General features: G+C 61.6%; 17 protein-coding genes. 6 read left to right on the top strand and 11 right to left on the bottom strand.

The features are described 5' to 3' along the window. Nucleotides 1-30: 30 nt before the first annotated feature. The 3 genes from L4X63_RS16595 to L4X63_RS16585 all read right to left on the bottom strand — a co-directional run bounded on the left by L4X63_RS16595 (nucleotide 31) and on the right by L4X63_RS16585 (nucleotide 2,470). Nucleotides 31-1,017 (bottom strand): biotin--[acetyl-CoA-carboxylase] ligase, encoded by a 987-nt coding sequence (locus tag L4X63_RS16595; protein ID WP_250679763.1) that lies wholly within the window; start codon nucleotides 1,015-1,017, stop codon nucleotides 31-33. Continuing rightward, complete coding sequence (nadC, locus tag L4X63_RS16590; protein ID WP_250679762.1) at nucleotides 1,014-1,844, bottom strand: carboxylating nicotinate-nucleotide diphosphorylase; 831 nt, start codon at nucleotides 1,842-1,844, stop codon at nucleotides 1,014-1,016. Before nadC ends, L4X63_RS16595 begins: the two co-directional genes overlap by 4 nt. Before the next feature lie 89 nt (nucleotides 1,845-1,933). Next, nucleotides 1,934-2,470, bottom strand: a complete 537-nt coding sequence (locus L4X63_RS16585) for a DUF4124 domain-containing protein (RefSeq protein WP_250679761.1) — start codon at nucleotides 2,468-2,470, stop codon at nucleotides 1,934-1,936. A gap of 140 nt (nucleotides 2,471-2,610) precedes the next feature. On the opposite strand from L4X63_RS16585, the gene L4X63_RS16580 reads away from it, so the two are divergent. The 3 genes from L4X63_RS16580 to L4X63_RS16570 all read left to right on the top strand — a co-directional run bounded on the left by L4X63_RS16580 (nucleotide 2,611) and on the right by L4X63_RS16570 (nucleotide 5,220). Continuing rightward, nucleotides 2,611-3,621, top strand: a complete 1,011-nt coding sequence (locus L4X63_RS16580) for a cytochrome c3 family protein (RefSeq protein WP_250679760.1) — start codon at nucleotides 2,611-2,613, stop codon at nucleotides 3,619-3,621. A 278-nt stretch (nucleotides 3,622-3,899) separates the two neighbouring features. After that, entirely contained in the window at nucleotides 3,900-4,448 is a 549-nt protein-coding gene (locus L4X63_RS16575) for a phosphatase PAP2 family protein (protein WP_250679759.1), read from the top strand. Between the two features lie 22 nt (nucleotides 4,449-4,470). Beyond that, nucleotides 4,471-5,220 (top strand): DUF72 domain-containing protein, encoded by a 750-nt coding sequence (locus tag L4X63_RS16570; protein WP_250679758.1) that lies wholly within the window; start codon nucleotides 4,471-4,473, stop codon nucleotides 5,218-5,220. A 166-nt stretch (nucleotides 5,221-5,386) separates the two neighbouring features. Here L4X63_RS16570 and L4X63_RS16565 read toward each other — a convergent pair whose 3' ends face one another. Continuing rightward, nucleotides 5,387-7,021, bottom strand: a complete 1,635-nt coding sequence (locus tag L4X63_RS16565) for an MDR family MFS transporter (RefSeq protein WP_250679757.1) — start codon at nucleotides 7,019-7,021, stop codon at nucleotides 5,387-5,389. Nucleotides 7,022-7,378: 357 nt separating this feature from the next. On the opposite strand from L4X63_RS16565, the gene L4X63_RS16560 reads away from it, so the two are divergent. Further along, nucleotides 7,379-8,353 (top strand): quinone oxidoreductase family protein, encoded by a 975-nt coding sequence (locus tag L4X63_RS16560; RefSeq protein WP_250679756.1) that lies wholly within the window; start codon nucleotides 7,379-7,381, stop codon nucleotides 8,351-8,353. A gap of 90 nt (nucleotides 8,354-8,443) precedes the next feature. Further along, nucleotides 8,444-9,193, top strand: coding sequence for an SPFH domain-containing protein (locus tag L4X63_RS16555; protein ID WP_250679755.1), 750 nt, complete (start codon nucleotides 8,444-8,446; stop codon nucleotides 9,191-9,193). Nucleotides 9,194-9,391: 198 nt separating this feature from the next. On the opposite strand, the gene L4X63_RS16550 is transcribed toward L4X63_RS16555, so the two are convergent. After that, nucleotides 9,392-9,859: a CHRD domain-containing protein gene (locus L4X63_RS16550; protein WP_250679754.1), complete on the bottom strand. Its 468-nt coding sequence runs from the start codon at nucleotides 9,857-9,859 to the stop codon at nucleotides 9,392-9,394. 325 nt (nucleotides 9,860-10,184) lie between these two features. Between L4X63_RS16550 and L4X63_RS16545 the strand changes: the two genes are divergently transcribed. Next, a complete protein-coding gene (locus tag L4X63_RS16545) occupies nucleotides 10,185-11,099 on the top strand; it encodes an ATP-grasp domain-containing protein (RefSeq protein WP_250679753.1) in 915 nt (304 codons plus the stop codon). Nucleotides 11,100-11,298: 199 nt separating this feature from the next. Here the strand turns inward: L4X63_RS16545 and L4X63_RS16540 are convergent, their stop codons facing one another. The 6 genes from L4X63_RS16540 to L4X63_RS16515 form a co-directional block, all read right to left on the bottom strand. Next, nucleotides 11,299-12,903 (bottom strand): methyl-accepting chemotaxis protein, encoded by a 1,605-nt coding sequence (locus L4X63_RS16540; protein WP_250679752.1) that lies wholly within the window; start codon nucleotides 12,901-12,903, stop codon nucleotides 11,299-11,301. Nucleotides 12,904-12,988: 85 nt separating this feature from the next. Then, nucleotides 12,989-14,713 carry a methyl-accepting chemotaxis protein gene (locus L4X63_RS16535; protein WP_502799920.1) on the bottom strand — a complete coding sequence of 575 codons (1,725 nt, stop codon included), beginning with the start codon at nucleotides 14,711-14,713 and terminating at the stop codon, nucleotides 12,989-12,991. 25 nt (nucleotides 14,714-14,738) lie between these two features. After that, complete coding sequence (locus L4X63_RS16530; RefSeq protein ID WP_250679750.1) at nucleotides 14,739-15,245, bottom strand: chemotaxis protein CheW; 507 nt, start codon at nucleotides 15,243-15,245, stop codon at nucleotides 14,739-14,741. Continuing rightward, nucleotides 15,238-17,472 carry a chemotaxis protein CheA gene (locus L4X63_RS16525; protein ID WP_250679749.1) on the bottom strand — a complete coding sequence of 745 codons (2,235 nt, stop codon included), beginning with the start codon at nucleotides 17,470-17,472 and terminating at the stop codon, nucleotides 15,238-15,240. Before L4X63_RS16525 ends, L4X63_RS16530 begins: the two co-directional genes overlap by 8 nt. After that, nucleotides 17,469-17,834, bottom strand: a complete 366-nt coding sequence (locus L4X63_RS16520) for a response regulator (RefSeq protein ID WP_250679748.1) — start codon at nucleotides 17,832-17,834, stop codon at nucleotides 17,469-17,471. Before L4X63_RS16520 ends, L4X63_RS16525 begins: the two co-directional genes overlap by 4 nt. 3 nt (nucleotides 17,835-17,837) lie before the next feature. Next, a complete protein-coding gene (locus tag L4X63_RS16515) occupies nucleotides 17,838-18,191 on the bottom strand; it encodes an STAS domain-containing protein (protein WP_250679747.1) in 354 nt (117 codons plus the stop codon). Between the last annotated feature and the right edge of the window lie 18 nt (nucleotides 18,192-18,209).

Here is an 18,209-nt window from a genome sequence, read left to right as displayed (position 1 = left end):
ATTTACGCCCCCCGTATCGAGGGGATTACTCTATTCGTCGACCAGCGCCACGTCCCCGGACATCACGGTCTCGACCCTTCCCCCGGGAAGCTCGACCAGGAGTCCGCCGTAGGAGTCGATCCCCCGCGCGATCCCGGTGAAGAACCGGTCGCCGGTGCTTACCGATACCTTGTGTCCCCGGACCGGCGCCCGTTCCAGCCACTCGGCCCGGATGGGGGCGTCCCCCTCGGCGAGAAACCTCCCATAGAGATAGTCGAGCTCGGCCAGCAGGGTCTTCGCGAACTTGAGCCGGTCGACCTCCACGCCCCCCTCTTCGAGAAGGGAGGTGGCGGGATGGCGCAAGGTCCCGCCCAACTGGGAGACCCGGACGTTGACGTTCACCCCGATGCCGAGCACCACGAAGTTCACCTTCTCGGTCTCGGCATTCATCTCGTTCAAAAGCCCGGCGACCTTCTTGCCGGCAATGAGAACGTCATTGGGCCACTTGATCTGGGGAGTGAGCTCGGTGCACTTCTCTATGGTGCGCGCGACGGCGACAGCGGAGAGAAAGGTGAGCTGGCAGGCGGCAACCGGGGTGATCGGGGGCCGCAGGATCACGGAGCAGTACAGGTTCACCCCCGGAGGAGAAAGCCAGACTCTTCCGAGCCTCCCCTTCCCCGCCGTCTGCCCCTCGGCGATCACCACCGTTCCCTCGGATGCGCCCTCTTCGGCCATCTTGAAGGCGACGGTGTTGGTCGATTCGGTCTCTTTGAGACAGAGAAGCGGCCGGCCGATCCGTGCGGTCTCCAGCCCTTCTGCGATCTCGAACTTGTTGAGGGTGCTGGGTGCCGCCACCAGCCGGTACCCCTTGGCAGGCACCGCCGCGATCTCGTAGCCGGCGGCCCTCAAACCTTTGATGTGTTTCCAGACCGCGGTGCGGGAGACGCCGAGCAGCCGGCTCAGCGACTCCCCGGAGACGAAACCGTCGCCCGCTCTGAAGAGCGCCAGGATCCTGGCATCGACCTCGGCCTCGCTCAAGCACCCTCCATGAGCATGGAGATGTCCGCGGCCCTAACCGAGTGGGTCAGGGCTCCCACGGAGATGATGTCGACGCCGGTCCCGGCGATGGCGCGGATGGTCTGCAGGTTTACTCCCCCGGAGGCCTCGACCAGGGCGCGCTTGCCGATGAGCAGCACCGCCTCGGTCATCTCGGCCAGGGACATGTTATCGAGCATGATGATGTCGGCACCGGCTTCCAGGGCCTCCGCCACATCCTGCAGGGTCTCGGTCTCCACCTCGATCTTCAGGGTGTGCGGGATGTAGTTCCTGGCAAGCCTCACCGCCTCCTTGATCCCGCCGGCGGCGGCAATGTGGTTTTCCTTGATGAGGACGCCGTCGTAAAGCCCGGTGCGATGGTTGGTCCCGCCGCCGACCCGGACCGAGTATTTCTCGAGCACCCTGAGCCCCGGCGTGGTCTTCCTGGTATCCACCACCCGGGCGCCGGTCCCCTCCAGCTCCTTCACGAAGGCAGCCGTCTGGGTGGCGATCCCGCACATCCGCTGCAGAAGGTTCAACGAGACCCGCTCGCCCTGAAGCAGAAGAGCGGCGTCACCCTCCATGCGGGCGATGATGTCGCCCTTCTCGATGTGGGCTCCGTCGGCAAAGAGCGCTTCGAAGCGGCAGTGGGGATCGAGCATGGTGAACACCCGCTCGGCCACCTTGATCCCGGACAGCACCAGGGACTCCTTGGCCACCAGCCGAGCGCGCATGCTGCGGGATTTGGGGAGGATGGAGAGGGTTGTTATGTCGCCGGTGTGGATGTCTTCGGCGAGGGCGGTTTCGATTATCTTGTCAATTCCGTTCATCTTATTGCGGGTCTCCTGTATAAAAAGGGGCAAGTTTTTATAGCACAGCTTAACCGACCCCGCAACCGCTAATAAAGACTCGGATTTGGCTATTGGCGCCACTCCGCAGGGACCCCCGCCCGGTCGGCTTCCTGAGTTAGAGCCTCCCCGTTGGCGACCAGTTTGCTGAGGTTTTCTTCCTCGGCGGCGATGGATTCGTTCATGGTGTTGTAGGCTTCCCGGTCCCTCGTCCTCTGGTAGATCACCCTCTTCCGTCTAAGCTCCACCAGTTTGGTCTGGTTTTCGGCCAGACGGTCCTTGGCAGCCTGGATCTGACCCTTCATGGTCGTGAAGCGGTTTCTCCACCATGCCTGGTCATGGTCTCCATAGAGTTCGGGGCCTGCCGGAGGGGCGGCTACCGGCGAAGGTGCCGGGGTCTGCGGGGGGGTGGCGGGTTTGGCATTGACGGATGGCTCGTCGAGGAGTTTTAGCCTGGTTGCCTTCTTCCTGAACTTGGCGGGGATATTGTCCTTGTTGTCGGTGAAGTGAACCACTCCGTTGCCGTCGACCCACCGGTAAAAGGCGGCCTCGGCAATCCCGCTGGCGGACAAAACCAGGAGAAAAATCCAAACGAATCGCAATTTCATAGAACCTCCTTCACGCCGGACGAGACGGAAAAAATCTAAGTAACAACCAATACTTTTCGTTGACGATGCAGCAATCCGTGTGTATATTATGCCGCTGTTGCCTGGACGGCAGATTAAAACAATGTCACAAGGAGTGGACCATGCAGTTGCGCCTCGCCATCCTCACGCTTCTTATCCTTTGCAGCACCCAGGTATGGGCGGTGGAAACAAAGGACATCAAGTTCCCTATTAAGAACTCCGGGCCGGTTACCTTCAGCCATGAGCTCCACCTGAAGAAATATAACAACAATTGCAAGGTGTGTCACAACGCTATTTTCAATCTGAAAGAGCGTCGTCATTTCACCATGGCGGAAATGGAAAAGACTAAATCCTGCGGCGCCTGCCACACCGGGATGAAAGCCTTCAGCGTAGCTGACTCGAAAAGCTGCAACAAGTGCCACAAGTCTTCTCCGAAAACCGTCGATTTCAAAGTTAAGGGTGGCGGCGAGGTAGCCTTCAACCACACCTTCCACGTCGCCAAGACCAACGGCGACTGCCACGGTTGCCACAACGCCAAGGTGCTCCCCGGCGGTCGTGCGACCATGGCCGAGATGGAGAAGGGCCGCTCCTGCGGCGCCTGCCACAACGACAAGCGGGCCTTCACCGTGGTCGGCAACTGCGGCCGCTGCCATAAAGGGATGAAGACCCACGACATCACCTTCCCCGTCAAAGGGATCGGCGCCGTCCTCTTCAGCCACGACTACCACACCGCCAAGTACACCTGCAAAGACTGCCACACCAAAATCTTCCAGTTCAAGGCTGGCGCCAAACACAACACCATGTCCGACATGGCCAACGGTAAATCCTGCGGGGCCTGCCACAACGGCAAGACCGCCTTCTACGCCGTCAGCGATTGCAACAAGTGCCACAAAGCCTTCAACCCCGGCGTGGTCGACTTCAAGACCACCATCGGCGTAGCCCGCTTCGATCACAAGGTCCACCTGACCAAGTACAAGTGCAAGGACTGCCACACCAAGATCTTCCCGTACAGCACCGACGCGAAGCACTTCACCATGTACCAGATGGAAAAAGGCAACTCCTGCGGCGCCTGCCACGATGGCAAAACTGCCTTCAGCGCCTCCGGCGACTGCGAGAGCTGCCACCGGAAATAATCAGCAGCCATCATGAAACATCAGAGGCGGGGCTTTCGGGTCCCGCCTTTTTTTTGCCAAAAAACACTACCACCACTAACCCGCCTGCTCACGTGCGGCTCAGCTCCAGCTCACCGGCCGCTCCCGCTCACTCCTGACACTCCCGCTCACTCCTGACACTCGCTCTTCCACGCTCGCACTCCCCTCCTCTACCGGGCCCAACACAGCGCGGTGAATCATTTTCGGTATACTCAATCCATACCGTCGGCAAAACGTAAGGCTATCGAGGAGGTCCGCTCATGCCTAATATTCGCCGCGTTACCATAGCCGTTATTTTCAGCTTTCTCCTTATCATCCGGCCCGTTCCCGCCTGGGGCGCCGACGCCATCTCGGGGCATGTCGCCATGTCGATCGTTCCGGTCGGCGCCCTCGCCATTGCCTACTTGAAGAACGACACCGAGGGGGAGAAGCAGTTTCTGAGGAACCTGGGAGCCAACCAGTTGCTCAACTCACTGGCCCGGCTCGGATTCAACCAGACCAGTCTCGGGAAGCGCCCCAACGGCGGCGATTACGGCTTTCCGTCGGGCCACGTCGCCTTCGCCGGGGCCGGCGCCTCCTTTCTCGAGGAGCGTTACGGCTGGAAATACGGAGTCCCCGCCTGGGCAGTAACCGGCTACGTCGCCTACGTCCGGGTCGACAACCGAGACCACCATGTCCGCGACGTCCTCGCCGCCAGTGCCCTCGCCTACGTAGTCGCCAAACTCTTCGTCACCCCCGAATACGCATCCCATCTCGCCCCGGTAGTGGGACCTGACTGGCTGGGGCTTCGCTGGCAACGTTCGTGGTAGATACCCCTGCGGAGGTGGCACCATGCCGAAAGTGTCGGTCGGATGCAGCGGTTTCAGCTACGCCCACTGGAAGGGCAACTTCTATCCCGAGGATCTCCCCCAGAAGGAATGGTTCGCCCACTACCGGACGGTGTTTGCGACGGTAGAGCTCAACGTCACCTTTTACCGGACTCCCACTGCCGACACCTTCAGGCACTGGTACGAGGAAAGCCGCCCCGGTTACCAGTTCGTCATCAAGGGGAGCAGGTTCATCACCCACATCAAGCGGCTCCACGACATCGAAGAGCCACTAAAGAGATTTTTCACCCCCGCGGGCGAGCTCAAAGACAAATTGCAGTGCGTCCTTTGGCAATTTCCGCCGCAGTTCGGTCTGGATCTCGGCAGGCTCGTCGAGTTTCTCAATCTTCTGGGGCAGTATCCCTACCGGACGGCACTGGAATTCAGGAACGAAAGCTGGCTAACCGACGAGGTGGTATCCGCCTGCAAAGAGAGGAAGGTTGCGCTCTGCATGGCAGATGCCCCTTCCTTTGTGAACGACCTCCCGCTGACCGGCGACTTCGTGTACATCAGGCGCCACGGCATGCAGGGAAGCTACAACGGCTCCTACAGTGACGAGGAGCTGGAAAGCGATGCCGATCGCATCGTCCGCTACCTGGACAAGGGACGGGACGTCTTCATCTATTTCAACAACGACGCCGGAGGAGCCGCTCCTCAAAACGCCATCCAGCTCAAATCCATCCTGGCCAACGTTCATCACATCGTCGCAGATTGAGTCACCCCATCCTCACCCCGCCCCTCCCCTTGAAAGGGAGGGAGTAATAACGAGACAGAAACGAGAAAGGCCGCTTCTCCCGGGGAGGCGGCCTTTCTTTATGACGGATTTGAGCACGTTGGACCTGGTCAGGAACCGGAGTCCGCGCAAGTTAGCCGAGGTGAGGTTATCCCTCCTCCGCCCCTTCAAGGGAGAGGGCAGAGGTGAGGGAGCTTGGTTTCCCGAGTGAGGAGCCGGAGGCCTCGGCCAAAAGCGGTTCTGGGCTCTCGGCTCTTCCGGCTGCTTCTTCGAGGGCGGCACCGGGAGTGGTTCTTCGCAGCGGCACCTCGGGAAGGAGGAGCACGACGCAGAAGGCGGCCAGGGCGGCACCGGCGGCTGCCAGGAAAGTGGTGCTGATGGCGTGACGGTAGACGGAGACGACCAGTTCCCTCTCGGCGGGCGGCAGGAGTGCTATCTGCTGAATCCCGTGCTCGAGAATAGATCGCGCACCGCCACCGGTTCCTTGCGATTGCAGCTGGAAGCTTACCAGTGCCCCGGCCAAGGCCACCCCGAAGGCACCACCGAGCGAGCGGAAAAATCCGGCAGTGGCGGTGGCGACCCCGACTTCCGCGGGACGGACCGCATTCTGGATGGCAACGGTGAGGTTGGGCATGACCAGGCCGAAGCCGAAACCGAGGGCGGTCACCGACGCCTCCAGCAAGAGCAGCGAGCTTCCGGACGAGGCGGCCCGGCTGACGGAGAGAAGAGCTGCGGCAGCCATGGCGAGACCGGTCACCGGGAGAAACTTATACTTCCCGGTACGGGAGACCAGCCGGCCGCCGAGAAAGGACGATGCGATGAGCCCCACCGTCATGGGAGCCATCATCAATCCCGCGCGGGAGGGGGACATCCCCAGGACCAGCTGGAAATGAAGCGGCATGAAGACGGAGGAGCCGAGAAGGGCCACGAAGGTCAAGGCGAGCGTCAGGGAGGAAACGAGAAAAACCTTGTTGCCGAAGATGTCAGGGGGGATGACCGGCTCGGCCGCCCGGCGCTCCTGCCGGACCAGCAACCAGAAAAACAGCGTGGCAGCAGCCGCGAGCGACAGGATGACGGGGGAGTTCCAGGCGTAAGTTACCCCGCCCCAGGTGAGCAGCAGGAGAAAGGTGGTGGTCCATCCGCTCAGCAGCAGCACGCCGGGATAATCCACCCGGTGACTTACGCGGCGGTGGGGACGCTTGAAACCGAAGGCGATGAGCGCCAGGGCCAGTGCGCCGACCGGAAGGTTGACGTAGAAGATCCATCTCCAGGAAAGGGCATCGGTGATGAACCCGCCGAGAAGCGGGCCCGCAATACTGGAGAAGGCGAAGACCGCGCCGAAAAGCCCTTGGTACCGGCCGCGGTCACGCGGGGCGACCAGGTCGGCGATGGTGGTCTGGGCGAGGACGATCAGGCCGCCGGCCCCCAGTCCCTGGATACCGCGGAAAACGACCAGTTGCATCATGGTCGAGGAGAGGCCGCAAAGGCAGGAGCCGATCAGGAAGACGACGATGGAAACGACAAAGAGCGCCTTGCGGCCGAACATGTCGCTCAGTTTTCCGTACAGCGGCGTGGTGGTGGTCGAGGTCAGCATGAAGGCGGTAACGACCCACGAGAGGTGTGCGAGTCCGCCGAGGTCGCTGACAATGCGGGGAAGCGCGGTGCCGACGATGTTCTGGTCCAGGGCGGCCAAGGCCAGGGCCAGCATCAATCCGGCAAAAACGGTGCGTATTTCCCGTTGGGAGATCGGTTCGGAAGGTTCTTCGTGGCGGGTACGGCTCATCTGCTCTCCATGTGCGCGTTGCGAAACTGGGCCTGCATGTTATGCGGAAAGCCCGCGTTTGACAATCGTTTCCTACACGGAAAGCGCCCTCACCTTCATGAGGCCGCGGGGCTGATCGGCGGGGGGAGGTTAGTCAAAAAGGGGGATAGGTGAAACCCAAATATACGCTCCCGACCGGAGCCGCAACGCCCTCCACTCCCCAGGCAACATTGAAGAGACCCTTTGGCCCAGCCAGAGGGTTTTTCATTGGAATCGCCGCCGTCAGTTGCCGATCCCCCCAAGCCCGGTATCATTAAGTTGGCCGAAATTACCATTTAGCATAAAAGAGCCAAGCATATCGAGCGGTTGGAGGACTACATGACCAAAGCTATCGTCTTCAACGAATATGGCGGACCCGAGGTACTTAAAGTTACCGGCATCGAACTACCCGGTCCGGGGCCGGGCGAGGTCGCGATCCGGCATAAGGCGGTGGGGATCAACTTCATCGACACGTACCAAAGGAGCGGCCTGTACAAGGTCCCGCTTCCGGCCGTGGCCGGCAACGAGGGGGCCGGTGTGGTCGAGGCGGTGGGTGAAGGAGTGACGCGCGTAAAGGTTGGCGACCGGGTGGCCTACGCCGGCCGGATCGGGGCCTATTGCGAGCAGCGCCTGATACCTGCCGACCGTCTCTGCGTCCTTCCCGACGGGATCGGATTCGAGCAGGGGGCGGCCATGATGCTGAAAGGCCTGACCGTTCAGTACCTGATCCGCCGCACCTACCGCGTGCTGCGAAACGATACCGTCCTCTTCCATGCCGCTGCCGGTGGCGTCGGTCTTATCGCCTGCCAGTGGCTGAAAGCCCTCGGTGCGAAGGTCATCGGCACCGCCGGTTCCGAAGAGAAATGCCGGCTGGCCCGCGACCATGGCGCCGATTACTGCATCAACTACCGGACAGAAAACGTCGTCGAAAAGGTGAAGGAGATCACCAAGGGAGAAGGTGTGCCGGTGGTGTACGACGGCGTCGGTAAGGATACCTTCGAAACCTCGCTGCAATGCCTGCGCCCGTTCGGGATGCTGGTCAGCTTCGGCAACGCCTCGGGTCCGGTGCCTCCTTTTGACATCAACCGCCTTTCCCCGATGGGATCGCTCTACCTGACGCGGCCAGGGCTCGCCACCTATACCGCCAAGACCTCCGATCTCGACACCATGTCGAGGGAGCTTTTCGAAGTGGTAGCGGCGGGCAAAGTAACCATCGAGATAAACCACCGCTACCGTCTGGAGGAGGCTGCCCAGGCCCACCGGGACCTCGAATCCCGCGCCACTACCGGTTCGGGAATCCTCCTCCCCGACTGATCCCCTCCCCTCCGGCCGGGCCAACGGTCCCTGGTATTCAAGGGGGCGGCCCGGTGAGGGAATGAACGTAATCCTTTAAAGGAGATCAACATGATAGTTGCAACCCCAGTCGTCCTTTTTATTATCATTGCCATCCTCGCCGCTTCCATCCGGATCCTCAGGGAGTACGAGCGCGGCGTCGTCTTCCGTCTGGGTCGCTTGGTCGGTGTCCGGGGCCCCGGCCTCATCCTGCTGATACCGGCACTTGAGCAGATGATCACCGTTTCGCTGCGGACGGTGGCGACCGAGATCCCCGCCCAGGACGTCGTCACCCGCGACAACGTCACCATCCGGGTGACCGCCGTGGTCTACGCGAAGGTAGTCGAGCCGCAAAAGGCCATCGTTGAGGTGGAGAATTATCAGTATGCCCTCAACCAGCTCGCGCAAACCGCGCTGCGGGCGGTGATCGGCCAGCACATCCTGGACGAGGTGCTGGGCGAACAGACCAAACTCCAGGAGGCCCTCGGCAGCACCCTGGCGAGCCAGACCGGCAAATGGGGCGTGAAGATCGACCACGTGGAGATGAAGAACATCGATCTGCCGGAAGGGATGCAGCGGGCGATGGCCAAGGAGGCCGAAGCCGAACGGGAGCGCCGCGCCAAGATCATCCACGCCAGCGGCGAGTTGGAAGCCTCCGTCAAGCTGGCGGAAGCCGCCGCGAAACTCGCAGAGACACCTTCGGCCCTCCACTTGAGGACCCTGCAGACGATGACCGAGATCTCGGCGGAAAAGAACAGCACCATCCTTTTCCCGTACGAGCTCATCAATGTCGCCAAGGAGTTGGTCGTCAGGAAGTCGTAGCCCGGGCAGATGCCCGCCGGACACATACGAAAGGGGCCGGACGGCAAAAATGCCGCCGGCCCCTTCTTTATTCACCTGCGAAATTCGTAATCGCCCCGCGTTGCTCAATTCGTTGGATAGCGAGCCCTCTTCCCGCCGGCTGTCCGGGCCGGTGGAGCGGAGAATAAAGACCGTGCGGTTACTGAGAGCCTCCCTACTCTACTTGATCTGCCCGCGAATCTCGCCGTCGGGGTTGGCGTCGGTATGGACGTTCACATAGGCGTCGCCGGATTTTATCAAGGTAACGAGATCGCTGATCGATTTACCTTTGTAGTCGCCCATCATGTCGTCGCCGGTGATCTTTCCTTCCGTCAGAAGGCCGCTCGTCTTACCCTTCTTCTCTTCCTTGAACAGCATTACGATCGGAGGGCCGTCCTCGCCCTTCTTCCCCATGTGGATGTGGGCGCCGTTGATATCCTTGATGTTCTTTACATACAGCTTGTAGCTGATCTCGGTGGCATCCTTGTTGACCTTGAACTCGGCTTTTCCGGAGGATTTCGCTTTGGGCTTCTTGATCTCTTCCTTCGGAGTCAGGTGCGCCTTGAAGTGCTTCTCGGCAGCCAACGCGGTGGATACAGCAAACAGAACCGCCAACATCACCAGCAATGCCAGTTTCACGCTCCTCATGATTCCTCCCTTTCCGTTTTAAGTTAAGGCCGTTTGGCCGTGATGCCCGAAGCTCGACGCATAAAGATTAACGTTTTACAACCAGATGAATTCTACGACGGGTTTCGTCATTGGCAAGAAGATCTCTCCCTCTCCTTCAAGAAACAAGGCCCCCATCCTCATCCTGTTCCTTCCCCTTGAAGGGGAAGGAACATAGGGGAAGATCACCGAGTAATATTATTTTCAGCTAATTTTTAAATTTTTTAATTGCCCCACTCCTGAACCGGGGTTAATGTTTCCGTTACTCAACGGCTCCTCCTCCGAGGGAGCAAGGGACGGCGGATCTATGAAATGGAAAGATGTCATACGATTTGTTGTTGCTAAGGTCTTATTAAAAAAGACCGTGCTATTCTCCAGGCACGACGACTGGGAATGGGCGATCCGCAAGAAACTCAAACCGACCGAATACACGCCTTTCTTCTACGACTTCGACGAAATCCCCCTCGCCCTTTTCGACCTGGTAGTCCCGCTCACCCTGCCCGCCGAACGTTATGTCAACGAGCGCAATGCCACCCTCAACGGCAAGCGCACACTGGTTCCACCCGATGCCGCCATCGCACTCTGTGACGACAAGGAACGCTTCGCCAGCCACCTCATGTCGCACGGCTTCGGCAATCACGTCCCCAAGACCAACCAGAAGATGGACTATCCCTACATCGTCAAGAAAAAGGTCGGCGAATGGGGCCTCGATATGGCCGTCATTCACGATGATGAAAGCGAGCGCCAATACCGCGATTGGTGTAGTTCGGGAGATTTTTTCACGCAGGAATACATCGAGGGAAGCGACGAGTACACGACCCATATCATCATGGCCGGTGGGAAGATCCGGTTCTCCAGAACGCTGAAATTCACCTTCCAGGACAGGTACTTCATAAAAGGTAACAACTTCAGGCCGCTATATGGACTGCCGGTGGACCACTCCCGGTTCTCCGATCTGTTCAAGCGGATACTCAACTCCGTCGGCTACCAGGGTATCTGCTGCTTCAACTACAAGATCGCCGGCGACACGGTGAAGATATTCGAAGTAAATCCCCGCTATGGCGGTTCGCTGACGACCTTCCTGCCCGAGGCTTTGCCTCTCTATGAGCGCATCGTCGGGTCACCAGGCGCTCCCTTGCAGCACCATGTGCCTGAGTTGGGTGAATTCGAAGAGGAAGAAAATGTGGATCACCCCGTCATCGTGACACCTTCTCCCCGCTGATCCTCCGGATCCCGCCCGCGGCCGCTTCGACCGGACCGGTCATTCCCTAAGTTTTTACGCAGTCTCCCATCCGTGTACCTACGAGAAAGCCCCCTGACGATGCCAGGGGGCTTTTTTTTGTAAGCGGCGGTCATCTTCCGCGGGCATGAGCTCTCCCCTCCCCTTCCATACCGGCGTTGGGAACAGGGCAGAGAGGCCATTAACCGGCGGCGGCCTCGCTCAGCGGGAGCGCCTCGAGCTGCTCCGTCATCATCGGCTTCGGGGCCCGCACCGGCAACCTGACAGGGATAACCCCTTCGAGCCTGAAGAAAGCGACCGCGTTTTGCAGCTGATCGGCCTGCATCGACAACTCCTCTGAGGTGGCGGCCATCTCTTCCGACGAGGCGGCGTTACTCTGGATCACCAGGTCGAGCTGCTGAATGGCCGAATTGATCTGCTGGGCGCCCGCCCCCTGCTCCTGGCTGGCGGCGGCGATATCCTGCACCAGTTCCGCGGTCTGCTGGATGTCCGGCACGATCTGTTCCAGTAGCCGCCCCGCCTTTTCGGCCACCGCGACGCTCGACTCGGAAACGTCGCTGATCTGGGCCGCCGCCTTCTGGCTCCGCTCGGCAAGCTTCCGTACCTCGCCCGCCACCACGGCGAAACCTTTTCCCTGCTCGCCGGCACGGGCCGCCTCGATGGCCGCATTCAGAGCCAACAGGTTGGTCTGGCGGGCAATCTCCTCGATCAGGGTGATCTTCTTGGTGATGTCCCTCATGGCGTCGACGGTTTCCGCCACCGCACGCCCCCCTTCGCGGGCGGCGGCAGCCGATTTCACCGCGATCTTCTCGGTCATGAGCGCGTTATCCGCGTTACGGGCGATGTTGGACGCCATCTGTTCCATGGCAGCGGAGGCCTCCTCTGCGGCAGCCGCCTGCTCGCTGGCTCCCTGCGAAGTCTCCTGAGCCGAGTTGGAGAGTTCCTCGCTCCCGGAGGCGACGTTGTGGGCCGAGACCTGCACCTCTCCGACCACGTGGCGCAGCTTGGCAACCATCTCCTGCATGCCGCGGAGAAGCTCGGCGGTCTCGTCCTTCCCTGCGACCTCGATCCTCATGGTCAGGTCACCGTCCGCCAGCCGCCGCGAGTATCCGAGCGCCTCGGCCAGCGGCATCGTAATGGACCGGTGCAAAAGGTATCCGATCCCCATGGTCAGGAAGATCGCCAGCAGCGCCCCCACGGTCAGCACGGTATTGGTCTGCCGGGCCAGGGAAAGCATGATGGCTTCCTTGGTATCCATCCGCTTGTTGGTCTGGTCGGCCAGCGTCTTGGAGAGGTCCTCCATCTGGTGCATTTCCTTCTTGTACTCGGTGATCGCCGCGTTCGCCTGCTGCGGAGTCTTGATACGCCCCGCCGCGATCTTATCCCACACTTGGCTGAACCCGGCCTCATAGGCGGCCAGCTCCGCCTTCATGCTTTTAACCGTTTCCCGGTCGGCCGGCAATGTGGCGGTCTTGTCCAGGTCGGCCAGCCGTTCGTTCAGGTGGTCATGCTGCTCCTGCCACTTCTGCAGGTACTCCTTGGTCTTCTCGGAATCGCCGATATTAAGGTAGATGTCCTTCTCGTAGCGCCTGAGCCCAAGAATGTTGGCCCGTGCGCGGGCCGCATGTTCGGCGATGGTAGCGTCGCCCCGCAGCATGGTGACGGTCTGGTTGGTTCCCTCGTTGACACCCCAATAGCCGGTAGCCACCACCCCTATCAGGATCACCAGGATCAGGGTAAAGCCCATCCCCAGCCGGGTGCCGATTTTAAAATTTGCCAGATTCATGGCTGTTCGTTCTCCTTTGTTCCATTTGCTGCCCCCCCGGCATTCGCCGGGGATTCACATTTCCCGCGCGAGGCGGGATAAAAAGTCAGAATCTCTCGAAGGACTCGTCCAAGTGGTCCGGGCCTCCGCCAAGCTCCAGGTCCACGCCGGGAAGAGGCGTACCGGAGAGCACCTGCTGGCGCGTGGAAGCGCGGGGCGAAGCGGGCCGGGGTGCAAACTGCATCCCGCCTTTCGGCACCGAGCCTTGGAGCATAGCGCCCAGGGGGACACCAGCCGGGGCGGGAACCGCAGCGGGCAGAGAGGCATCGGCCGCTTCCAGATGGAAGAAGGCGACCACGTGCTGAAGCTGCTCCGCCTGGCTGCTCAACTCCTCCGAGGTCGAGGCCATCTCCTCCGAGGCGCCGGCGTTTTGCTGGATCACCTGCTCGAGCTCGCGGATCGCCTGGTTGATCCGTTCCGCACCGTTGTCCTGCTCCTTGCTGGCGGCGGTTATCTCCTGGACCAGGTGCGACGTCTTCTGGATGTCGGGCACCATGCGCACCAGGTAGCGTCCCGCCTGCTCCGCCACGAACACCGAGCTAGTCGACAGCGACGATATTTCCGCCGCGGCCTTCTGCGAATGTTCGGCAAGCTTGCGAACCTCGGAGGCGACCACGGCGAATCCCTTCCCGTGCTCCCCCGCGCGTGCCGCCTCGATGGCGGCGTTCAAGGCCAGGAGGTTGGTCTGCCGGGCAATCTCCTCCACCACGTTGATCTTCTTGGCGATCTGCTGCATGGCGGCCACGGTCTCCACCACCGCGTCCCCCCCCTCACGGGCGTCCTGGGCGGATTTCACCGCCATCCTTTCGGTCTCGGCCGCGTTGTCGGCGTTCTGCCTGATGGTGGTGCTCATCTCCTCCATGGAAGAAGAGGCCCGCTCAGCGGCCATCGCCTGATCGGCGGCTCCCCGGGAAAGCTGGGCGGCGGCGCTGGAAAGCTGACGGCTCCCCGAGGCAACGTTGCCCGCGGAGGCCATCACCTCCCCCACGATCTGCCGAAGTTTCACCACCATGTGCTGCATGGCCCGCAGAAGTTCGGCGGTCTCGTCGCGTCCCGTGACGGCAATTTCCGCTCCGAGGTCCCCCTCGGCCAGCCGGTTGGCCACCGTGAGCCCCTGCTTCAAGGGGCGCGTAACGCTTCTCGTCAGGAACATGGCCAACAAAGCCCCCAGGAAGAGCGCGGCGGCGCTCATGAAAAACATGCCGCGCTGCATCTTGGTGACGGCGTCCACGACGTCATGGGTGTTGCGGGCGGCAGTCTCGGCCTGGACCTTTTGCATCCGCCCCACCGCTTCGGTGATCTGGTCGCGGTTACGGTCGAAGGCACCCATCAACCGGTTTCCCGCTTCGGTCCCCTGCTCGACGTAGACCGCGGCCATCGCCTTTCCCTGCTGGAAATAGGCGTCGAAGGCGACGGAAAGCGCCTCCGCCTCCTTGAGTGAGCGCTGGTCCTGCTTCCGGGTGAAGTACTCCTTGAACCGGGCCAGGGAGTCCTGGAATTCGCGGGCCGACTTCTGGGCATCCACCAGCCCGCCCTGGTTCCGGGTGGCGGCCACATCGGTGAGGCTCTCGCTCACCCTGATGGCGGCCGTGGTCATCTGGTGGGCGACCAGCAGGTAGGGAACGGTCTCGTTGGCAACCTCGCGGGAGTTCCGCTCGATACCCCGCAAAAGCCAGCTGGAGACCGCCACGGTGATCAGGAATATGCCGATTACCAGCCCAAAACCCAAAACCATCCGGGTCGCTATCTTCATGTCTCGTATGTGCACGATATCTCCCCTGGCTGCCGCCGGTGAATTAGCAGTTGGCGGCCAGCGCCGGCTCGGCAGCGCTGTCCCGCAGAAGTGTCACCTCGACCGACGAGAAAACTTTGTCGGCGTTGAGAATCACCATGAGCCGGTCCTCCATCGTCCCCATTCCCAGTATCAACTCGGTATCCAGTTGGCACCCGATGCGGGGAGCCGGTTCGATCTGCTCCGGCGAGAGCTCCAGCACCTCCTGGACGGAATCGGCCAGGGCGCCCAGCACGGTGGTCTCATCGTCTACGGTCACCTCGGCGATGATGATGCAGCTCTCCGTCCGCTCCGAGGCAGGGAGACCGAACTTGATCCGCAGGTCCACCACCGGGACCACGTGGCCCCGCAGGTTGATCACCCCGAGGACGAAGTCGGGGGTGCGGGGAACGCGGGTCACCCCGGTGTAATCGAGCACCTCGCGCACCTTCACGATGTCCATGGCGAACAGCTCTCCATCCAGGGTAAAGGTCAGGTACTGGGCGGTTTCAGTCACGGCGTTATCAGGCATAGGCTATCCCCTTGAGGGCGGCCTGTTCGTCGGCCGCGTTTCTTCGTTCCAACTGTTCCTCCTCGTCCAGGAGCTGCTGCAGGTCGAGGATGAGGGCTACGGTGCCGTCCCCCATGATGGTGGCCCCGGATACCCCGCGCACCGCCCGGAAGAGTCTCCCGATCGATTTAATGACCAGCTGGTGCTCGCCGATCACCTCGTCGACCAGGAAGCCGATCCTCTTTCCGTCGATCTCGACGATGACGATCTGCTCGATGGAGGGACGCGCGCCCCGGACCGCGAAGCGCTCTCTCAGCGATATGTACGGGATCACGGCACCGCGCAGCTGCACGATCCGGCGGCCATGGTTTCTCGCCGCCTCGAGTTCGCTCAGGTCGATGCACTCCACGACCTGGGCCAGGGGGAGTACGTAGCGCTCGCCGCCGATCCTCACCAGCAGGCTTTCGATCATGGCCAGGGTGAGGGGAATCTTCAGCGTCCAGGTAGTCCCTTGGCCGGCGGCACTGGCGATCCCGATGGTTCCGCGCAGCGCCTCGATCCCCCTCTTCACGACATCCATCCCGACGCCGCGCCCGGAGATGCTGGTGATCCTGTCCGCGGTGGAGAAACCGGGGTGGAAGATCAGGCTGAGGATCTCGCGGTCGGCGAGCTCCGCCCCGGCAGGAATGAGCCCCCGCTCAACCCCTTTGGCCCGCAATTTCTCACGGTTCATGCCGCGGCCGTCGTCGCTGAAGGTCAGGATCACGCTGTCCCCCGAATGAGCCGCCTTCAGACGCAGGGTCCCTCTTGAGGTCTTCCCCGCCTCCACCCGCTCGCTGGGCGATTCGATGCCGTGGTCGATGCTGTTCCGGATCAGGTGTACGAGGGGATCGGCAATCCGCTCGATCACCGTCTTGTCGAGCTCGGTCTCCGCGCCCTCGGTGACCAGCTCCACCTCTTTGCCCAGCTCGTGAGAGAGGTCATGCACCAGGCGCAGCATCCGGTTGAAGGTCCCCTCGATGGGAAGCATCCGGATATCGAGGGCGGTGTCACGGAGCCCCTCGGTGAGGCGCCCGATTTCCTCGGCCACCGCGTTGAGCGCAGGATCGTCGTAGCCGAGCCCGATCTGCACCAGCCGCATCTGGGCCGTGACCATCTCTCCCACCAGGTTCACCAGCTGGTCGAGCTTGCTGGAGGCAACCCGGATGGAGGAGATCGGCCGTGCCCGCTCGGATTCCCGCTCGCCCCCGACCCGAGGATCTACCGGAGCCTCTACCGCGGGCTCTACACCAGGCTCTACACCAGCCTCCGCACCGGCCTCTACAGCAGGCTCTGCACCAGTCTCCACACCAGCCTCTACCGCGGGCTGGATCCCAGCCAGCACTATCGACTCCACCAGCGACGCGACCATCGACCCGGCCGCGGGTTGCACTACCGGCTCCGCGCAAATGCTGGGGTCGGCCCCGAGTTCGGGGCTTCCCGTAGACGACGGTGGCAAAGCCGTTTCGACGTCATGTCCGGCCGGCGCATCCGACGCCCCACCGGAGACGAGCTCGATATCCACCCGCCCCCCATCGCCGAGGAAGATGAAGACGTCGTGAACCGCATTGATGTCCTGGCTGGTGACGAGCAGGATCTCCCAGTGCAGGTAGCAAAGCTCCGGGTCGAACTCCTCGAAGGAAGGAATCCGCTCCTTGTGCAGGGTGATCTCGCACCGCCCCAGCTCCCGCAATTCCTCCAGGAGGTGGGTGGGGTTGAGGCCGCGTTTGAAGATCTCACGGTCGGGGCGGAAGCGGATCCGGCAGACGATCTCCCCCTCGGACGCGGCCGGCAAGGAGGATTGGGCCGGGAGTACCAGCAGTTCAGCCTGCGCTCCGGCCAGATCGCGGAAAGCATCCACCAGCGAGCGGGTCAATTTCTCATCGGCGGGAGCGGGGCCGTCCAAGGCCTGCACCATAGACTTGAGCTGATCCCGGGCCGACAGCGTGAGACGGATAATTTCCGGCGTAACCGGGAGCCTCCCAGCCCGCAGGTGATCGAGCACCGACTCAACCTCGTGGGCAAAGAAGGTGATGTCATCCAGCCCGAGCATGGCACTTGCCCCTTTCAGGGTATGCATGGTCCGGAACGTGCGGTCGACCTCCCCCTTGTCGGTGGGACGCTTTTCGAGCTCGAGCAGCGACAGCTCCAGCTCGGACAGCAGATCGTCGACCTCCTCGCGGAAGACCTGGGCCACCATATCGTTCATTTAAGAACCTTCCTCACTACCGCCAGGAGCTGCTCCGGGCGAAACGGCTTCACCATCCAGCCACTCGCCCCGGCGAGGCGCCCTTCCTGCTTGCGGTCGTCCTGGGACTCGGTGGTGAGCATGATAATGGGGGTGAAACGGTGGTCGGGATTGTCGCGGATGGCGCGGATCAGGCTAAGGCCGTCCAAAACCGGCATGTTCAAATCGGTGATCACCAGGTCGACCTGTTCCTGCTTTATCCTGGCCAGCCCCTCGGCGCCGTCCTTGGCTTCTACGACGCGATACCCGGCCTCTTCCAGGGTGAAAGAAATGGTGGTGCGCATGCCGGGGGAATCGTCCACCGCCAAAATAGTTCTGTTCATAGATCAATCCTCCTTCTGTTGCAGGCAGCTGCACTGTTCCCAGCAGCAGCCGGGTCCGGCCTGGTATCCAACCTCCAGGGCCAGTTGCCGGTGCCGCGCCAGGCTCGATGGCGCAATGCCGAGCTTTTTCTCCCGGTCCGCCGCAAAACGGTGGGCCGCACATAAAAGCTGGAAGAAGGTTAGATCCGCTTCGGTCACGCCACTAACGTCGATGGTGACTACATCCGCCCCTTCCAGTTCCTCCAAAAGCACCTTCTTCAAGTTGGCCACACCGATGACGGTGGCCTTGCCGGAGATGGATACCTCCCTTTTATCGGGCTGGTCGCCGTTGGTTACCGGCTCCAATTCAATCTGCATTCCTCTGCTTGCTCCTTT

Origin of the sequence: Geomonas sp. Red32 (assembly GCF_023652955.1) — a bacterium.
Classification (GTDB): domain Bacteria; phylum Desulfobacterota; class Desulfuromonadia; order Geobacterales; family Geobacteraceae; genus Geomonas.
The sequence above is the reverse complement of the archived record's forward strand: the minus strand, read 5'-3'. Positions and strand labels throughout refer to the sequence as shown.

What these genes read in the sequence shown, in the direction of transcription:
- L4X63_RS16580 (WP_250679760.1), top strand. Translation starts at nt 2,611, where the DNA reads ATGCAGTTGCGCCTCGCCATCCTCACGCTTCTTATCCTTTGCAGCACC.
- L4X63_RS16545 (WP_250679753.1), top strand. Translation starts at nt 10,185, where the DNA reads ATGAAATGGAAAGATGTCATACGATTTGTTGTTGCTAAGGTCTTATTA.
- L4X63_RS16555 (WP_250679755.1), top strand. Translation starts at nt 8,444, where the DNA reads ATGATAGTTGCAACCCCAGTCGTCCTTTTTATTATCATTGCCATCCTC.
- L4X63_RS16565 (WP_250679757.1), bottom strand. Translation starts at nt 7,021, where the DNA reads ATGAGCCGTACCCGCCACGAAGAACCTTCCGAACCGATCTCCCAACGG.
- L4X63_RS16525 (WP_250679749.1), bottom strand. Translation starts at nt 17,472, where the DNA reads ATGAACGATATGGTGGCCCAGGTCTTCCGCGAGGAGGTCGACGATCTG.
- L4X63_RS16540 (WP_250679752.1), bottom strand. Translation starts at nt 12,903, where the DNA reads ATGAATCTGGCAAATTTTAAAATCGGCACCCGGCTGGGGATGGGCTTT.
- L4X63_RS16530 (WP_250679750.1), bottom strand. Translation starts at nt 15,245, where the DNA reads ATGCCTGATAACGCCGTGACTGAAACCGCCCAGTACCTGACCTTTACC.
- L4X63_RS16515 (WP_250679747.1), bottom strand. Translation starts at nt 18,191, where the DNA reads ATGCAGATTGAATTGGAGCCGGTAACCAACGGCGACCAGCCCGATAAA.
- L4X63_RS16585 (WP_250679761.1), bottom strand. Translation starts at nt 2,470, where the DNA reads ATGAAATTGCGATTCGTTTGGATTTTTCTCCTGGTTTTGTCCGCCAGC.
- L4X63_RS16570 (WP_250679758.1), top strand. Translation starts at nt 4,471, where the DNA reads ATGCCGAAAGTGTCGGTCGGATGCAGCGGTTTCAGCTACGCCCACTGG.
- L4X63_RS16575 (WP_250679759.1), top strand. Translation starts at nt 3,900, where the DNA reads ATGCCTAATATTCGCCGCGTTACCATAGCCGTTATTTTCAGCTTTCTC.
- L4X63_RS16520 (WP_250679748.1), bottom strand. Translation starts at nt 17,834, where the DNA reads ATGAACAGAACTATTTTGGCGGTGGACGATTCCCCCGGCATGCGCACC.
- nadC (WP_250679762.1), bottom strand. Translation starts at nt 1,844, where the DNA reads ATGAACGGAATTGACAAGATAATCGAAACCGCCCTCGCCGAAGACATC.
- L4X63_RS16560 (WP_250679756.1), top strand. Translation starts at nt 7,379, where the DNA reads ATGACCAAAGCTATCGTCTTCAACGAATATGGCGGACCCGAGGTACTT.
- L4X63_RS16550 (WP_250679754.1), bottom strand. Translation starts at nt 9,859, where the DNA reads ATGAGGAGCGTGAAACTGGCATTGCTGGTGATGTTGGCGGTTCTGTTT.